The following is a 14,639-nucleotide window of genomic DNA, read 5'->3' as shown; positions in this document are numbered from 1 at the left end:
TATGATCCGGACCTTATGTCCACGCCGCCCGCTCCGCTTTCCCCTGCCGACTACCTGAAGAAGATTCTCACGGCCCGTGTTTACGATGTGGCGGTGGAATCCGCGCTCGAGCCGGCGCAAGCGCTGAGCGCGCGGCTGGGCAACACGGTGCTGCTCAAGCGCGAGGATCAGCAGGCGGTCTTCAGCTTCAAGCTGCGGGGGGCCTACAACAAGATGGCTCACCTGAGCCCAGAGCAACTCGCCAGAGGCGTAATTTGTGCGTCGGCCGGCAACCATGCCCAGGGCGTCGCGCTCAGTGCCCGCAAGCTCGGCGCACGAGCAGTAATCGTGATGCCGGTAACCACGCCGCAGCTCAAGATTGACGCCGTGCGCGCGCTCGGCGGAGAAGTGCAACTGCACGGCGACAGCTACTCTGACGCCTATGGCTACGCGCTGGAGCAGCAGAAGCTTCATGGCCTCGTCTTCGTACACCCCTTCGACGACCCCGACGTCATCGCCGGCCAGGGCACGATCGCAATGGAGATCCTGCGCCAGCACCAGGGCCCGCTCGATGCGGTCTTCGTCGCCATCGGCGGCGGCGGATTGATCTCGGGCGTTGCCAACTACATCAAGGCCGTGCGACCCGAGATCAAGGTGATCGGCGTCCAGATGAACGATTCGGATGCGATGCTGCGCTCCGTCACCGCGCGCGAACGGGTGACGCTGGCCGATGTAGGCCTGTTCTCCGATGGCACCGCGGTCAAGCTGGTCGGCGAGGAGACCTTCCGGATCTCTCGCGAGCTGGTGGACGAGTTCATCACCGTGGACACCGACGCGGTGTGTGCCGGGATCAAGGACGTGTTCATCGACACCCGCAGCATCGTCGAGCCCGCCGGGGCGCTTGCGGTGGCTGCGATCAAGCAGTACGTCGAGGCCCACGGCACGCGGGGCCAGACGTACGCAGCCATCCTCTGCGGCGCCAACATGAACTTCGACCGGCTGCGTTTCGTCGCCGAACGCGCCGAGGTGGGCGAGGAGCGCGAGGCCCTGTTCGCCGTCACCATTCCGGAGGAGCGCGGCAGCTTCCGGCGCTTCTGCGAGCTGGTGGGACAGTTGCCCGGTGCGTCGCGCAGCGTGACCGAATTCAACTATCGGATCAGCGACGCCAGGGAGGCGCATGTGTTCGTGGGCTTGACCACCCAGACGCACGGCGAGTCGAAAACCATCACCGAGACCTTCCTCGCCCACGGCTACGGCACCATCGACCTCACGCACGACGAGCTCGCCAAGGAGCACATCCGCCACCTGGTGGGCGGCCGCAGCGCGCTGGCGCACGACGAGCGGCTGCTGCGCTTCGTGTTCCCCGAGCGGCCCGGCGCGCTGCTCAAGTTCCTGAGCCTCATGCGGCCCACCTGGAACATCAGCCTCTTCCACTACCGCAACCAGGGCGCCGACTATGGCCGAATACTGGTCGGGCTGCAGGTCCCGGCGGCAGACCAGAAGGCCTTCGACGAATTCCTGCGGACGCTGGACTATCCCTTCGTCGAGGAAACCGGCAACCCGGTCTATCGGCTGTTCCTGCAGGCCTAGCGCCGGACTCCGCGACGCTCAGGCGGCGCGACCACGGGCTGCGGCGCATCGGACAGAGAAGGCGCAGGGCCGTTGACGGCGAGCGGCCGCGCCGGCAATTGCAGCGTGAAGGCCGGCGCGGCATCGACGCTGGCCCCCAGAGAGGCGGCCCGTGCGCTGACCGACTGCAGCACATAGCCATCGGCCAACTTGGCTCCGACACGGAAGGGCCGGGCGGGCTTGCCGTCGACGGCAATCAGCGCAGCGCCCTGCTGGTCTGCGTCGGCCACCACGCCGAGCAGCTGGAAGCGGCTGGCGGCATCCGGCGTCGCCACGACCGCGGCCTGGCTCGGCACCACACCCAGCATCTGCGCGACCGCCGCCGGATCGACCGTCACCGCGGCGTTGCTGTTCAGGGCGGGCGGCGCGACTGCATCGGACGGCGACATCAGCCGCAGCCCCCAGAACACGATGCTCGCGGCGGCCAGCGCCCACAAGACGGTGGTCGCCATGGCCGAGGGCCAGCGGGCGGGGGCGTAGGAAGCTGCCATGGGGCGGGATTATCATTCAGCGCAGGCGCCCACGCGCATTTCCCACTCCCCCTCCCACATTCATGTCCCTTTTTCAACGTCCCATCGCGCGGACCCTCCAGCGAGGCTTCACCCTCATCGAGCTGATGGTCGTGCTGGTCATCATCGGCGTGCTCGCGGCGCTGATCGTGCCCAACGTGATCGAGCGCGCCGACGACGCGCGCGTGACCGCTGCCCGCACCGATGTCAACAACCTGATGCAGGCGCTCAAGCTCTACCGGCTCGACAACCAACGCTATCCGACGGCCGAGCAGGGCCTGCAAGCGCTTCTGGCGCGGCCCACCACCGGTCCCGCAGCACCCAATTGGAAGCCCTACATCGAGAAGCTGCCCAACGACCCGTGGGGCCGCCCCTACCAATACATGAACCCGGGCCTGAAGGGCGAAATCGACGTGTTCTCGCTCGGCCCCGATGGCCAACCCGGCGGCGAAGGCAAGAATGCCGACATCGGCAGCTGGCAATAGGCGCGTCGCTTCCCGCTTCGACAGCGCCCGCGGACGGAAGCCCGGCGGCTTCACCCTGATCGAGTTGCTGGTGGTGATCGCGATCATCGCGATCGCGACGGCCGGTGTCGGTCTGGCGCTTCGCAACACCGGCCAGGAAAGCCTGGATCGCGAAGCCGAGCGTCTATCAGCCCTGCTCGAATCGGCGCGCGCCCAGTCGCGTGCCAGCGGCATGGCGGTGCGCTGGCGTACAACGCCGGAGGGTCCTACCAACTTCATTTTCGACGGGCTGCCGCCCGGCACGCTGCCCACCGCATGGCTTTCCGCAGGCATCGTGGCTCAACCGCTGGCAGGAGATGGCTCCGCGATCGCGGCCCTGCAGCTCGGGCCCGATCCGATCATCGCGGCGCAGCAGGTGCTGCTCACGTCCGAGGGCCCGCCCGCGCGCACCCTGCGCATCGCGACCGACGGCCTGCGCCCCTTCGCGGTGACCACGCCATGAGCCGCCCGGCCGCTCCACAGGCGAATAGCACCCCAGCCGAAGGCGAAGGCACTACAGTGAGCCGCACGGCCGCAGCGCGTCGCGCGGTTCGTCCGATGACGGGCGGCCCCGTTCGCGGCTTCACCCTGATCGAGGTGCTGGTGGCGCTGGGCATCATCGCGATCGCGCTGGCCGCGGGCACCCAGGCCACCAACGCGATCACGCGCAACGCGCAGCGGCAATCGGACCTGTTGCTGGCACAGCTTTGCGCCGAGAACGAGCTCATCAAGGCCCGCCTCGCGCGCCAGATGCCGGCCATCGGCGACGCCGGCCTGGTCTGCACCCAGGCCAACACCAGCTTCGCCGTCACGATCTCGACCACGCCCACGCTGAATCCGAACTTTCGGCGGGTCGACGTGCAGGTGCGCGATGCCGCCGAGGCACCAGTTCTGCGGCTTTCGACTGTGGTGGGGCGCTTCTGATGACGAGGATGCGCCCCACCCGCGGCTTCACGCTGATCGAACTGCTGGTGGCGATCGCCGTCATGGCGCTGCTCGCGCTGGTCAGTTGGCAAGGTCTCGAAGGCATGGCGCGCGCCCAATCCATCAACCGCGAGCGCAGCGACGCCGTGCTGACGCTGCAGACGGCACTGTCGCAGTGGACGGCCGACCTCGACGCCACCGTGACCCTGGCGCAGACCCGCGCGATGGACTGGGACGGCCGCACGCTGCGCCTCACCCGGCGCAGCACCGACAGCGCCCTGCCGGTGGTCTATGTGGTGGCGTGGACCCTGCGGTCCGACGCCGCTGGTGTCGCGCGCTGGTACCGCTGGCAGTCGCCCGGCCTCACCGGCCGCCCCGAATGGCAGCAGGCCTGGGACCGCGCAGCCGCCTGGGGACAGGACAGCACCAGCAGCGACGAGGTGGGCGGCACCGAGATCGCCTTGATGCCGCTGGAAGCCTGGCAGCTCTTCTACTTCCGCAACGACGTCTGGGGTCCGGCGGTCGGCGCTACGGCTCTCGGCACCGGCACCCCATTGCCCGATGGCGTCCGCCTGGTGTTGAGCCTTCCGCCTGGCCCGGCGCTCGCGGGCGTGCTCACACGCGACTGGGTGCGGCCCACCGCCTCGGCGCCCAAGTCCTCATGAAGCGGCCTGCTCCCCTCGCATCACGACCGCAGCGTGGCGCGGCCTTGCTGACGGCCATGCTCACGGTCACGCTCGTCGCCACCTTTGCAGCTGCATCGCTCTGGCAGCAGTGGCGCGCCGTCGAGATCGAGGCGGCCGAACGGGCGCGCGTGCAATCGGCCTGGGTCCTGGTCGGCGCGCTCGATTGGTCGCGCCTGATCCTGCGCGAGGACGCCCGGGCCGGTGGAGGCGCCGGCCCCGATCACCTGGCCGAGCCATGGGCTGTGCCGCTGGAGGAAGCCAAGCTGTCGAGCTTCCTCGCGGCCGACAAGAACATCGCCAGCGACGCCCTCGAGGGCTTGCCCGAGGCCTTTCTCCAGGGCCGGATCATCGACGCGCAATCCAAGCTGAACGTGATGAACATGGTGCTGAACGGCGCGCCGGTGCCGGCAGAGATCGCCGTCTTCACCAAGCTGTTCGAGATGCTGGGCCTTCCCGTGCAGGAGGTGCCGGTACTCGCAGCGCAGCTCAGGCGTGCCCTGCCGCCGGCCGCCTCCGTGGGCGCGGGGACGGGCGCTGCAACTGGAACTGCAACTGGAACAGGAACAGGAACAGGGGGAGGCGCGGGCGCGGGCGCAGGTGCAGCCACGCAGCCCACCACCGACACCTCGGCGTCCGGCCCACTTCTGCCGCAGCGCACGGCCCAACTCATCTGGCTCGGGTTGTCGCCCTCCACGGTGACGGCGCTGGAACCTTACGTCACCATCCTGCCCACGCGCACGCCGCTCAACATCAACACCGCGAGCGCCGAAGCGCTTGCAGCCAGCGTGCCCTCTCTCGACCTGGCGAGCGCCAAGCGCGTCGTCGCGCAGCGCGCCACGCGCTACTTCCGCACCCAGGAAGACGCCAACAAAGTGCTCGCTCAAGGCGCCGGCCAGTTCAACAGCCAGCAGCACAGCGTCGGCACCAACTTCTTCGAAGTGCAGGGCCGAATCAGGCTTGGCAATGCCTGGGTCGAGGAGCACTCACTGCTGCGGCGCGACAACCTCGAGTTGCGGATCCTATGGCGTGAACGTGGCGCAGGCGCCACGTCCATGGCTCCTAAGTCCTGAAGCCGAAACCTTTGGTCACGCTTATGGGATTAAATGCATCGCAGCGCCCCATGCCTTGGGCAGAAAGCGCTATCAACTTTGTAGCATCAGATGTGAACCATCGTCCTACAATGGCGACCCCCAATTGAACATGGCCCTGCTGCTCGTCACCGCCCCTCTTCCTCCTGCGCCTGCCGGCGGCGATTACGGCTGGGCGGCGTGGTCCAGCGACGGGCGCAAGCTGCGATCGCAAGGCAGCGCGCCACCCGCCCTTCTGCCGAGCGGCGACGAACTGATCCTGTGTGTGCCCGCGGCCACGTTGTCCTGGCACCAGGTCACCCTTCCGCAGGGCAGCATGACCAGCGGCGTGCGCCTGCGCTCGGTGCTCAACGGCCTGCTCGAAGACCAGCTGCTCGATGATCCGGAGCAGCTCCACTTCGCACTGCAGCCGGACCCACGCGCGGGCGTGCCCGTCTGGGTCGCGGCATGCAACCGGCTCTGGCTGCGCGGCGTTGTTCAGGCTCTCGAGAGCGCGGGCCGCCGCGTCACCCGCATCGTTCCCGAATTCGCGCCGCAACCGCCCGGCGCGGCACCGATGATGTTCGCTATCGGCGAGCCCGGCACCGCCCAGTTGGTGGTCTGCGACACCGAAGGCGTCACCCCGCTGCCGCTCGATTCCGCCGGCACGACGCTGGTAGGCACAGTGCCGGAAGGAACGGCGGTGCTGGCGGAGCCCGCCGTGGCCGAGCTCGCGGAAAGCCTGCTGGAGCGGCGCGTGCCCATCGTCAAACCGCCCGCCCGCTGGCTGCAGGCCAGCCGCTCGCCCTGGGATCTTGCGCAGTTCGACCTCGCCTCCACCGGCCGCGCGCGTGCCAGCAAGAAGCTGGTGGCGATATGGCGCGCGCTGTGGCACGGGCCCGAATGGCGGCTGGCGCGCTGGGGCGCGCTGGTGCTCGTGCTGACGCAGCTCATTGGCCTCAACGCCTGGGCCTGGAAGGAGCGCAACGCACTCAACAACAAGCGAGCAGCAGTGAACAACATCCTCAGGCAGACCTTTCCCTCGGTGCAACTGGTGGTCGACGCGCCAGTACAGATGGTGCGCGAGGTCGCGACGCTGCAGCAGGCCACGGGTGGCGTGTCGGCGATCGACCTTGAGCCCATGCTCGGCGCCGTCGCCACCAGCCTGCCGCCGGCGCGGGTCCCCAGCGCTATCGACTACACCGCGGGTCAGCTGCGCCTGCGCGGCTTGGGCCTGCAGCCCTCGGAAGCCAATCAGGTCGCAGCAACCCTGTCCGCGCGCGGCTACAGCGCGCGCAGCGAGGGCGACCTGCTGCTGGTTCAGGCGGAGGCGCCGCGATGAACTGGCTCGAATCCCTCGAAGCGCGGTGGCAGGCCTGGTGGCCCGAGCTGGAGCCTCGCGAACAGCGCCTGATCGGCGCTGCGGCTGCGCTGGTGCTGCTGGCCCTGCTGTGGTGGGTGGCGCTGGCGCCGGCACTGCGCATCCTGTCCGCGGCACCCACCGAGCACGCCAGGCTCGATGCACAGCTGCAGCAGATGACCACGCTGCAGACCCAGGCCAAGGCCCTGCAGGCACAACCCCGTGCGAGCCGCGACGATGCAGTGCGCGCCCTCGAAGGCTCGGTGCGCCAGAGCCTCGGGCCCAATGCGCAGCTGCAGCCCGCCGCTTCCGGCGACGGCATCACGGTCGCGGTGCGCACCCTTCCAGCCGACACCCTCGCCCAGTGGCTGGCCCAGGCCCGCAGCAATGCACGTGCCGTCCCGCGCGAAGCACACCTTGCGCGCAGCTCGCAAGGCGCGCCGGCCGCCGGCGGCACTGCTCCGATGGGCGGCGGCACGAGCAACGAGCGCCCCGCCGTGCGCTGGGACGGCACGCTGGTCATGGGCTTGCCGCCCCGTTGAATTCGATGGCTACCCGACGCACCCTTTCCGCCAGCAGCGCCACCGGCCGCGGCTGGGCCGTGCTCGGCGTGCTGCTCGGTGCGCTGCTGGCGCTGTCGCTCTACGCGCCGGCGCGCTGGCTTGCCGCCGGCCTGGCGCGTTGGAGCGACGGCCACCTTCAGCTCGTCAATGCCCGCGGCACGGTCTGGAACGGCACCGGCGGCGTGGTGTTCGCCAGCGGCACGGGCGGCGTCGAAGCCATTTCCCTGCCCGGCACCGTCGCCTGGACCCTGCGGCCGCGCTGGGACGGCGTGGCCGCAACGCTGCAGATCCCCTGCTGCGCGCCGCAGCCGCTGCAGTTCAGGGCGCAGCCGCGGCCCAGCGGCCTGCAGCTGGCCTGGGCCGACGGACGCTCCCGGTGGCCGGCCGCGCTGCTCAGCGGCTTCGGCGCGCCCTGGAACACGCTCAAGCCCGAAGGCGTGCTCGACATCTCGATGCAATCCTTCGTGACGCAGTGGAGCGGCCAGCAGCTCAGGCTGGCCGGGCGCGCCACGCTCGACGCCATGGACATCTCCTCCAGCCTGTCGACCCTGAAGCCGATGGGGAGCTACCACATCACGCTCGAAGGTGGGCCCTCGCCCACCTTGCTGCTGACCACGCGAGAGGGCAGTCTGCAGCTCAATGGCAGCGGCCGCTGGAACGGCCGCGCCCTGCGCTTCGACGGCGAGGCCAGCGCCGCGCCAGGGCGCGAGGACGCGCTGTCGAACTTGTTGAACATCATCGGGCGACGCGAGGGCGCGCGCTCGATCATCACTCTGGGTTGACCATGAAATCACCATCTCCCAGCGCCATGCGCCTGTGCACCGTCGCCCTCGCAGTGCACCTGCTGGCTGCCGTCTGCATGCCGGCCGCCTTCGCGCAGGAAAGCGCCGCGCCGCGCCGCGGCGAGCCAATCACGCTGAACTTCACCAACGCCGAGATCGAATCAGTGGCGCGCACCATGGCCGTCGTGACCGGACGCGACGTGGTGGTCGACCCGCGCGTCAAGGGCACGATCAACCTGCAGACCGATCGCCCGATCTCGCCCGCCGCCGCCTTCAACCAGTTCGCCGCAGCGCTGCGCCTGCAGGGCTTCGCCGTCGTGCAGTCCGAGGGGCTCTACAAGGTGGTCCCCGAAGCCGATGCCAAGCTGCAGAGCAATGCCGTCACGACCTCGACGTCCGCCACGGCCAGTCTGTCCGGCAACCAGATCGTCACGCAGATCTTCAAGCTCAACTACGAGGCGGCCAACAACCTGTTGCCGGTGCTGCGCCCACTGATCGCGCCCAACAACACGATCAACGTGAACCCGGGCAACAACTCGCTGGTGATCACCGACTATGCGGAGAACATGCGCCGGCTGGCACGCATCATCGCGGCGCTGGACGTGCCCAACGCCTCCGAGGTCGAAGTCATTCCGCTCAAGCACTCCGTGGCGACCGACCTGGTGCCGGTTCTCATGCGCCTGGCCGAGGGCGGCTCCGCCGCCGCGCCGGGGCAACCCGCGGCCGCGCCCGGCACTTCCGACGCGTCCTTCCGCACCACTTTGCTGGCCGAGCCGCGCAGCAACGCGATCATCATGCGAGCCGCCAACCCTGCACGCTCCCAGCTGATCCGCACGCTGATCGACCGGCTCGACCGCGCGCCCATCGACTCCGGCAACGGCGCCGCCGGCAACATCTACGTGGTCTACCTCAAGAACGCCGACGCCGTGCGAATCGCCACCACGCTGCGCGCCGCGCTGACGAGCGCTCAGGCCGGCATGCTGGGTGCCCAGGGCACAGGGGGGGGGCCAACCCGATCCCGGCCGGGGCTCAGCAGCAACCCCAGCAGCAGCTCAACCAGATGGCCAGCGCGGGTGGCGGCCTGAGCGCCGCCACCACGCCGGTCAGTACCACTGCGCCGGTCTCCACCGGCGGACAGATCCAGGCCGATCCCGCCACCAACTCGCTCATCATCAGCGCGTCCGAGCCGCTCTACCGGCAGCTGCGTGCCGTCATCGACCGGCTCGACAGCCGCCGCGCACAGGTGCTGATCGAAAGCCTCATCGTCGAGGTCAATGCCGACAAGGCGGCCGAGTTCGGCATCCAGTGGCAAAGTGGCATTGGCGGCAGCGGCGACCGCAACGTCGGCGTGATCGGCACCAACTCGAGCCTGGGCGGCGCCAACATCATCGACCTGGCGGTCGGCCTGGCGACCGGCAATGCCGCGGTGCGTCCTTCCAGCGGCTTCAACTTCGGCATCGGCCATCGCTATGGCGAGAACGGCCAGTACGTGCTGGGCTTCCTCGCGCGATTCCTGTCGAGCAACGGCGAGGGCAACGTGCTGTCCACCCCCAACCTGCTGACGCTGGACAACGAAGAGGCCAAGATCGTGGTCGGCCAGAACGTGCCCTTCGTCACCGGGCAGTACACCAACACCGGCAGCAGCACCAACACCGTCAACCCGTTCCAGACCATCGAGCGCAAGGACGTGGGCCTGACCCTGCGCGTGCGTCCGCAGATCAGCGAGACGGGGACCGTCAAGATGCAGATCTTCCAGGAGGTCTCCAGCGTGGTCGCGTCCACCGTCAACAACATCAACGGCCCCACCACCACCAAGCGCTCCATCGAGTCGAACGTGCTGGTCGACGACGGCAACATCATCGTGCTGGGTGGCCTCCTGTCGGACGAGTACTCGAACTCCCAGGAAAAGGTCCCCGGCCTGGGTGACGTGCCGGTGCTCGGCAACCTCTTCAAGAGCGAGGTGCGCAGCCGCAGGAAGACCAACCTGATGGTGTTCCTGCGGCCCACCGTCGTGCGCGACCAGCTCTCCGGCGACGCCATCACCGCCGACCGCTATGACGCGCTGCGCGCCCTGCAGCAGACGCAGCAGCCGTCGACCGACAACCCGATGCTCAACGCGGTGCGCGAATCCTCGATCCTGCCGCCGCTGCCGGCAGTCCGGCAGGGCGACCCTTCCCGCCGCATCGAAGGCACCCAGCTGATCCCACCGCCGCTGCCGCCGCAGCATGCGCCGCTCCCGCCGGGCGGGCCGCTCAAGGGCGCACTGCCGCCCACGGCCGACCCGTCGACGGGGCGCGAACTACCCTGAGGAGGCCCGAGCCGTGCGCTACCCCCTGCCCTATGCCTTCGCGCGCACCCAGCAACTGCTGCTGGAAGAATCGGACGATGGCGCCCTCACGCTCTGGATGCCGCAAACGCCACCCAAGAGCGCGCTCAGCGAAGTGGTCCGCAAATACCCCGTCAAGGCCTTCGAGCCGCTGACGCCCGCCGAGCTGGCCCAGCGCATCTCGGCCGCGTATGCCAAAGGCGAGTCGAACGCCGCCGCGGTCGTCAGCGAAGTGCAGAGCGACGCCGACCTGTCGCGCATGATGCAGGAGCTGCCCGCGGTCGAAGACCTGCTGGAGAGCGCCGGCGACGCGCCCATCATCCGCATGCTCAACGCCCTGCTCACGCAGGCGGCGCGCGACGGCGCCAGCGACATCCACATCGAACCCTACGAGCGCACATCGTCCGTGCGCTTCCGCATCGACGGCACGCTGCGCGAGGTGGTGCAGCCCAACCGCGCGCTCCACGCGGCGCTGATCTCGCGCCTGAAGATCATGGCCGACCTCGACATTGCCGAGAAGCGGCTGCCGCAGGACGGGCGCATCAGCCTGCGCATCGGCACCCGCGCGGTGGACGTGCGGGTCTCGACCCTGCCCTCGGCGCACGGCGAACGCGCCGTGCTGCGCCTCCTGGACAAGTCCGAAAGCAAGCTCACGCTGGAATCGGTCGGCATGCAGGGCGACACGCTCGCGCGCTTCCTGCACCTGATCAACCAGCCGCACGGCATCATCCTGGTCACCGGGCCGACCGGCTCCGGCAAGACCACCACCCTCTACGCCGCGCTCGGCCGTCTGGATTCCGCCCACAGCAACATCATGACGGTCGAGGACCCGATCGAGTACGAGCTCTCCGGCGTCGGCCAGACGCAGGTCAACGCCAAGATCGACCTCACCTTCGCCAAGGCGCTGCGCGCCATCCTGCGGCAGGACCCGGACGTCATCATGATCGGCGAGATCCGCGACTTCGAGACCGCGCAGATCGCGATCCAGGCCTCGCTCACCGGCCACCTGGTGCTGGCCACGCTGCACACCAACGACTCTGTCAGCGCCGTGACGCGGCTGACCGACATGGGGGTGGAGCCTTTCCTGTTGAGCTCATCGCTGCTGGGCGTCCTGGCGCAGCGGCTGGTGCGCCGCCTCTGCCCGGTGTGCGCCGTGCCCAGCGCGGCCGGCGACGAGGCCGAGCCCGTGGGGTGTGACGCGTGTGGCCAGACCGGCTACCAGGGCCGCACCGGCATCTTCGAGCTGCTGGTGGCGGACGACACCATACGCTCGCTGGTGCACAACCGCGCACCCGAAAGCCAGCTCTTCGTGGCGGCCGAGCGCGGCGGACTGCGTTCGATGCGCGAGGACGGAGAGCGGCTGGTCAAGACCGGCGTGACCTCACGGGCCGAGTTGCTGCGCGTGACGCGGGACTGATCCGCACCCCGCGCCTTTACTCCAGCACGACCAGGTTGCGCGTTTGTGGATCGGTCTCCACCGCGCGCACGCGGCCGGCATTGTCGAACAGCACCTGGAACTCGCTGAAGCTGCCCAGCCACATGCGCCAGACCGGTGCGTCGAGGTTCGGGTTCTCGCTGCTGATCGGGTAGCCCACGGCCATGGCGACCTGTTCGCGCGTCATGCCCTTGGTCACGCGCGCCGACTTGATGGCCTCGCGGATCTTGGGCGGAAAACCCGCGATGCGGGCCGCGGCGTCTTCGGTGACCACATAGCGCCTGGCGAAGGCGCCCAAGTCCAGGTCGCGGCTGTAGTCGTTGCCGATGTCCTGCTTCTTGCCATCGATCAGCACGTTCACCCGCTGTCGGCCGTAGCCCGTCACCTGGGCCGGCGTGCCGACAGGGATGATGCGCTTGCCGCTCTCGGCGTAGTTGCTGTCGCTGATCCAGCTCCCGTCGGTTCGCAAGTTGCAGCAGAGAAAGCCGCTGTAGGTCGGACGGTCCTGCGCGGCGGCAGGCAGCGAAAGCGCGCCGAGCAGCGCGGCAACGGCAACGGCAAGAACTGAAGTACGAAGGTTCATAAAGACTCCTCGGTTCGATGTTGTGACGGCCGTACGACGAAAAGGCGGCGCCAAACGTCGACAATGCGGACTCGCGCATTTTGCCGCCAGTCCCCATGCCCGCCTATTCCTTCGAAGCCATAGACCAACAGGGGCAGCCCCGCAAGGGCGTGCTCGAAGCAGACACTGCGCGCAGCGCGCGGGGCGTGCTGCGCGCGCAGGCCCTGATCCCGCTGTCGGTGACCGTGGTCGGCAGCGCCGAGGGGGGGGCGCCTGCCTCCGGCGGCTGGCGCCGCTTGCTGGGCGGCAGGCGCATCTTCAACTCCACGACCCTCGCGGTCTGGACCCGGCAGCTCGCCGGGCTGGTGTCTTCGGGGCTGCCGCTCGAACGCGCGCTGACCGCGCTCACCGACGAGGCCGAGACCGAGGAGCAGCGCGACCTGGTCGCCTCGCTGCGGGCCGATGTCAACGCGGGCTCGCCTTTCGGCCGCACGCTGTCGCAGCACCCGCGCGAGTTTTCGCCCATCTACACCGCGGTGATCAGTGCCGGCGAACAGACCGGCAACCTGGGGCTGGTCCTCGATCGGCTGGCCGACGACCTGGAGCAGCGACAGGCGCTGCAGCAGAAGCTGGTCGGCGCGGCGCTCTACCCCGCCATCGTGACGCTGGTCGCGATCGTGATCGTGATCTTCCTGGTCAGCTACGTGGTCCCGCAAGTGGCCAACGTGTTCGCGGGCACCAAGCGCGCCCTGCCGATCCTGACCGTGATCATGCTGGCGCTCAGCGACTTCGTACGCAACTACGGCTGGCTGATGCTGGGCGCAATCGTCGTGGTGGTCATCGGCGCGCGCATGGCGCTGGCGCGCGCCGCCTTTCGCGAGCGCTTCGATGCCGCCTGGCTCGACCTGCCGCTGGTCGGGCGCCTCTCGCGCGGCTACAACGCGGCGCGCTTCGCCAGCACCCTGGCCATGCTGGCCACTGCGGGCGTCCCCATCCTGCGTGCGCTGCAGGCCGCCTCCGAGACCCTGGGCAATCGCGCGATGCGCGCCGATGCGCTCGATGCGCTGGTGCTGGTGCGCGAAGGTGCGCCGCTGGCCTCTGCCCTGGCGCAGAAGAAGCGCTTCCCCGGCATCGTCTCCATGTTCGCGCGGCTGGGCGAGCAGACCGGCACCCTGCCCCTGATGCTGCAGCGCGCGGCCACGCAGCTGGGTGCCGAGGTGCAGCGCCGGGCCATGCACCTGGCCACCATCCTCGAGCCGCTGCTGATCGTCGCCATGGGCGCAGTGGTCATGCTGATCGTGCTCGCGGTGCTGATGCCGATCATCCAGCTGAACCAGCTCGTCAAGTAGTCAACGATGCCGGTCTCCCTGGACGACAAGCTGGTGGTCGCGATCTCGTCTCGCGCCCTGTTCAACCTCGAAGAAGAGAACCGCCTCTTCGATGGCGGCGACCCCGACGCCTACATGCGACTGCAGCTCGAGCGCCTCGACGTGCCGGCGGCGCCCGGCATCGCCTACTCGATGATCCGCAAGCTGCTGCGCTTCAACGACGACGGCATCCAGCGGGTCGAGGTCGTGATCCTCTCGCGCAACGACCCGGTCTCCGGCATGCGCATCTTCAATTCCGGAGCGGCGGCGGAACTGCGCGTGCAGCGCGGCGTGTTCACGCAGGGACGGCCTCCCTTCCGTTACCTCCGGCCGCTCAACGCCGACATCTTCCTGTCGGCCAATGCATCGGACGTGCGCGAGGCGCTGGCCGCCGGCTTCCCCGCGGCGCATGTCCGGGTCGACGGCGCGCTGGCCAGCGCCCTGCACCCCGACGAAGTACGCATCGCCTTCGACGGCGACGCCGTCCTCTTCTCCGACGAGGCAGAAAGGGTGTTCCAGCTGGAAGGCCTGGATGCCTTCCAGGCGCACGAGACCAGCAAGGCCGCGGTTCCGCTCGGGGCCGGCCCTTTCAAGCCTTTCCTCGTCGCCTTGCACCGGCTGCAGCAGGCCTCGAGCACCGGCATGCGTATCCGCACTGCGCTCGTGACGGCGCGCGGTGCCCCGGCCCACCGCCGCGCAATCCAGACGCTGATGGACTGGAACATCCGGGTCGACGAGGCCATGTTCCTCGGCGGCTTGTCCAAGGGCGAGTTCCTGCGTGAATTCGAGCCCGACTTCTTCTTCGACGACCAGACCGGCCATGTCGACGCGGCGGCGCGCCATGTCCCGGCGGGGCATGTGTCCAGCGGCATCAGCAACCCACGCTGATCGACAGCACCCGCGGCGTTCAGAACCGCTTAAGGGGAGCCGCCGGCAGTGGCGCTACG

At 69.0% G+C, this 14,639-nt stretch carries 14 protein-coding genes and 1 pseudogene; 13 read left to right on the top strand and 2 right to left on the bottom strand.

Translation table 11 applies throughout. The features are described 5' to 3' along the window. Positions 1-15 precede the first annotated feature (15 nt). Positions 16-1,569, top strand: a complete 1,554-nt coding sequence (ilvA, locus tag G3W89_RS06095; RefSeq protein WP_174258237.1) for a threonine ammonia-lyase, biosynthetic — start codon at positions 16-18, stop codon at positions 1,567-1,569. Here the strand turns inward: ilvA and G3W89_RS06090 are convergent. Beyond that, positions 1,566-2,099, bottom strand: coding sequence for a type II secretion system protein N (locus G3W89_RS06090; RefSeq protein WP_162573245.1), 534 nt, complete (start codon positions 2,097-2,099; stop codon positions 1,566-1,568). The genes ilvA and G3W89_RS06090 overlap by 4 nt on opposite strands. A 62-nt stretch (positions 2,100-2,161) precedes the next feature. Here G3W89_RS06090 and gspG point away from each other — a divergent pair, with 62 nt between their 5' ends. The 10 genes and pseudogenes from gspG to gspE all read left to right on the top strand — a co-directional run bounded on the left by gspG (position 2,162) and on the right by gspE (position 11,745). Beyond that, positions 2,162-2,602, top strand: coding sequence for a type II secretion system major pseudopilin GspG (gene gspG, locus G3W89_RS06085; protein ID WP_162573244.1), 441 nt, complete (start codon positions 2,162-2,164; stop codon positions 2,600-2,602). Further along, a complete protein-coding gene (locus G3W89_RS06080) occupies positions 2,577-3,083 on the top strand; it encodes a prepilin-type N-terminal cleavage/methylation domain-containing protein (RefSeq protein ID WP_162573243.1) in 507 nt (168 codons plus the stop codon). Before gspG ends, G3W89_RS06080 begins: the two co-directional genes overlap by 26 nt. Before the next feature lie 95 nt (positions 3,084-3,178). Then, complete coding sequence (gene gspI / locus G3W89_RS06075; protein WP_162577351.1) at positions 3,179-3,544, top strand: type II secretion system minor pseudopilin GspI; 366 nt, start codon at positions 3,179-3,181, stop codon at positions 3,542-3,544. Further along, positions 3,544-4,209, top strand: coding sequence for a PulJ/GspJ family protein (locus tag G3W89_RS06070; protein WP_162573242.1), 666 nt, complete (start codon positions 3,544-3,546; stop codon positions 4,207-4,209). The genes gspI and G3W89_RS06070 overlap by 1 nt, the downstream gene beginning before the upstream one ends. Further along, positions 4,206-5,300 carry a type II secretion system minor pseudopilin GspK gene (gspK, locus tag G3W89_RS06065; RefSeq protein WP_162573241.1) on the top strand — a complete coding sequence of 365 codons (1,095 nt, stop codon included), beginning with the start codon at positions 4,206-4,208 and terminating at the stop codon, positions 5,298-5,300. Before G3W89_RS06070 ends, gspK begins: the two co-directional genes overlap by 4 nt. A gap of 130 nt (positions 5,301-5,430) precedes the next feature. Further along, positions 5,431-6,639 carry a type II secretion system protein GspL gene (gspL, locus tag G3W89_RS06060; RefSeq protein ID WP_162577350.1) on the top strand — a complete coding sequence of 403 codons (1,209 nt, stop codon included), beginning with the start codon at positions 5,431-5,433 and terminating at the stop codon, positions 6,637-6,639. After that, positions 6,636-7,199, top strand: a complete 564-nt coding sequence (gene gspM / locus G3W89_RS06055) for a type II secretion system protein GspM (protein WP_162573240.1) — start codon at positions 6,636-6,638, stop codon at positions 7,197-7,199. Before gspL ends, gspM begins: the two co-directional genes overlap by 4 nt. Before the next feature lie 5 nt (positions 7,200-7,204). Continuing rightward, positions 7,205-8,002 (top strand): type II secretion system protein N, encoded by a 798-nt coding sequence (gene gspN, locus G3W89_RS06050; RefSeq protein WP_162573239.1) that lies wholly within the window; start codon positions 7,205-7,207, stop codon positions 8,000-8,002. Between the two features lie 2 nt (positions 8,003-8,004). After that, positions 8,005-10,310 (top strand): annotated as a pseudogene (gene gspD / locus G3W89_RS33625) (type II secretion system secretin GspD). Between the two features lie 13 nt (positions 10,311-10,323). Continuing rightward, positions 10,324-11,745, top strand: a complete 1,422-nt coding sequence (gene gspE / locus G3W89_RS06040; RefSeq protein WP_162573238.1) for a type II secretion system ATPase GspE — start codon at positions 10,324-10,326, stop codon at positions 11,743-11,745. A 16-nt stretch (positions 11,746-11,761) separates the two neighbouring features. Here gspE and G3W89_RS06035 read toward each other — a convergent pair whose 3' ends face one another. Further along, positions 11,762-12,346, bottom strand: coding sequence for a hypothetical protein (locus G3W89_RS06035; protein WP_162573237.1), 585 nt, complete (start codon positions 12,344-12,346; stop codon positions 11,762-11,764). Between the two features lie 95 nt (positions 12,347-12,441). Between G3W89_RS06035 and gspF the strand changes: the two genes are divergently transcribed. Together gspF and G3W89_RS06025 are read left to right on the top strand one after the other, a co-directional pair. Next, positions 12,442-13,674, top strand: a complete 1,233-nt coding sequence (gene gspF / locus G3W89_RS06030; RefSeq protein WP_162573236.1) for a type II secretion system inner membrane protein GspF — start codon at positions 12,442-12,444, stop codon at positions 13,672-13,674. A gap of 6 nt (positions 13,675-13,680) precedes the next feature. Further along, positions 13,681-14,580, top strand: a complete 900-nt coding sequence (locus tag G3W89_RS06025) for a 5'-nucleotidase (protein WP_162573235.1) — start codon at positions 13,681-13,683, stop codon at positions 14,578-14,580. The last annotated feature ends 59 nt before the right edge of the window (positions 14,581-14,639 follow it).

Origin of the sequence: Variovorax sp. PBL-H6 (assembly GCF_901827155.1) — a bacterium.
Lineage (GTDB): Bacteria > Pseudomonadota > Gammaproteobacteria > Burkholderiales > Burkholderiaceae_C > Variovorax.
The sequence above is the reverse complement of the archived record's forward strand: the minus strand, read 5'-3'. Positions and strand labels throughout refer to the sequence as shown.

Bases quoted from the DNA above. Each gene is read 5' to 3' on its own strand.
- ilvA (WP_174258237.1), top strand. From the start codon at position 16: ATGTCCACGCCGCCCGCTCCGCTTTCCCCTGCCGACTACCTGAAGAAG.
- G3W89_RS06090 (WP_162573245.1), bottom strand. From the start codon at position 2,099: ATGGCAGCTTCCTACGCCCCCGCCCGCTGGCCCTCGGCCATGGCGACC.
- gspG (WP_162573244.1), top strand. From the start codon at position 2,162: ATGTCCCTTTTTCAACGTCCCATCGCGCGGACCCTCCAGCGAGGCTTC.
- G3W89_RS06080 (WP_162573243.1), top strand. From the start codon at position 2,577: ATGCCGACATCGGCAGCTGGCAATAGGCGCGTCGCTTCCCGCTTCGAC.
- gspI (WP_162577351.1), top strand. From the start codon at position 3,179: ATGACGGGCGGCCCCGTTCGCGGCTTCACCCTGATCGAGGTGCTGGTG.
- G3W89_RS06070 (WP_162573242.1), top strand. From the start codon at position 3,544: ATGACGAGGATGCGCCCCACCCGCGGCTTCACGCTGATCGAACTGCTG.
- gspK (WP_162573241.1), top strand. From the start codon at position 4,206: ATGAAGCGGCCTGCTCCCCTCGCATCACGACCGCAGCGTGGCGCGGCC.
- gspL (WP_162577350.1), top strand. From the start codon at position 5,431: ATGGCCCTGCTGCTCGTCACCGCCCCTCTTCCTCCTGCGCCTGCCGGC.
- gspM (WP_162573240.1), top strand. From the start codon at position 6,636: ATGAACTGGCTCGAATCCCTCGAAGCGCGGTGGCAGGCCTGGTGGCCC.
- gspN (WP_162573239.1), top strand. From the start codon at position 7,205: ATGGCTACCCGACGCACCCTTTCCGCCAGCAGCGCCACCGGCCGCGGC.
- G3W89_RS06035 (WP_162573237.1), bottom strand. From the start codon at position 12,346: ATGAACCTTCGTACTTCAGTTCTTGCCGTTGCCGTTGCCGCGCTGCTC.
- gspF (WP_162573236.1), top strand. From the start codon at position 12,442: ATGCCCGCCTATTCCTTCGAAGCCATAGACCAACAGGGGCAGCCCCGC.
- G3W89_RS06025 (WP_162573235.1), top strand. From the start codon at position 13,681: ATGCCGGTCTCCCTGGACGACAAGCTGGTGGTCGCGATCTCGTCTCGC.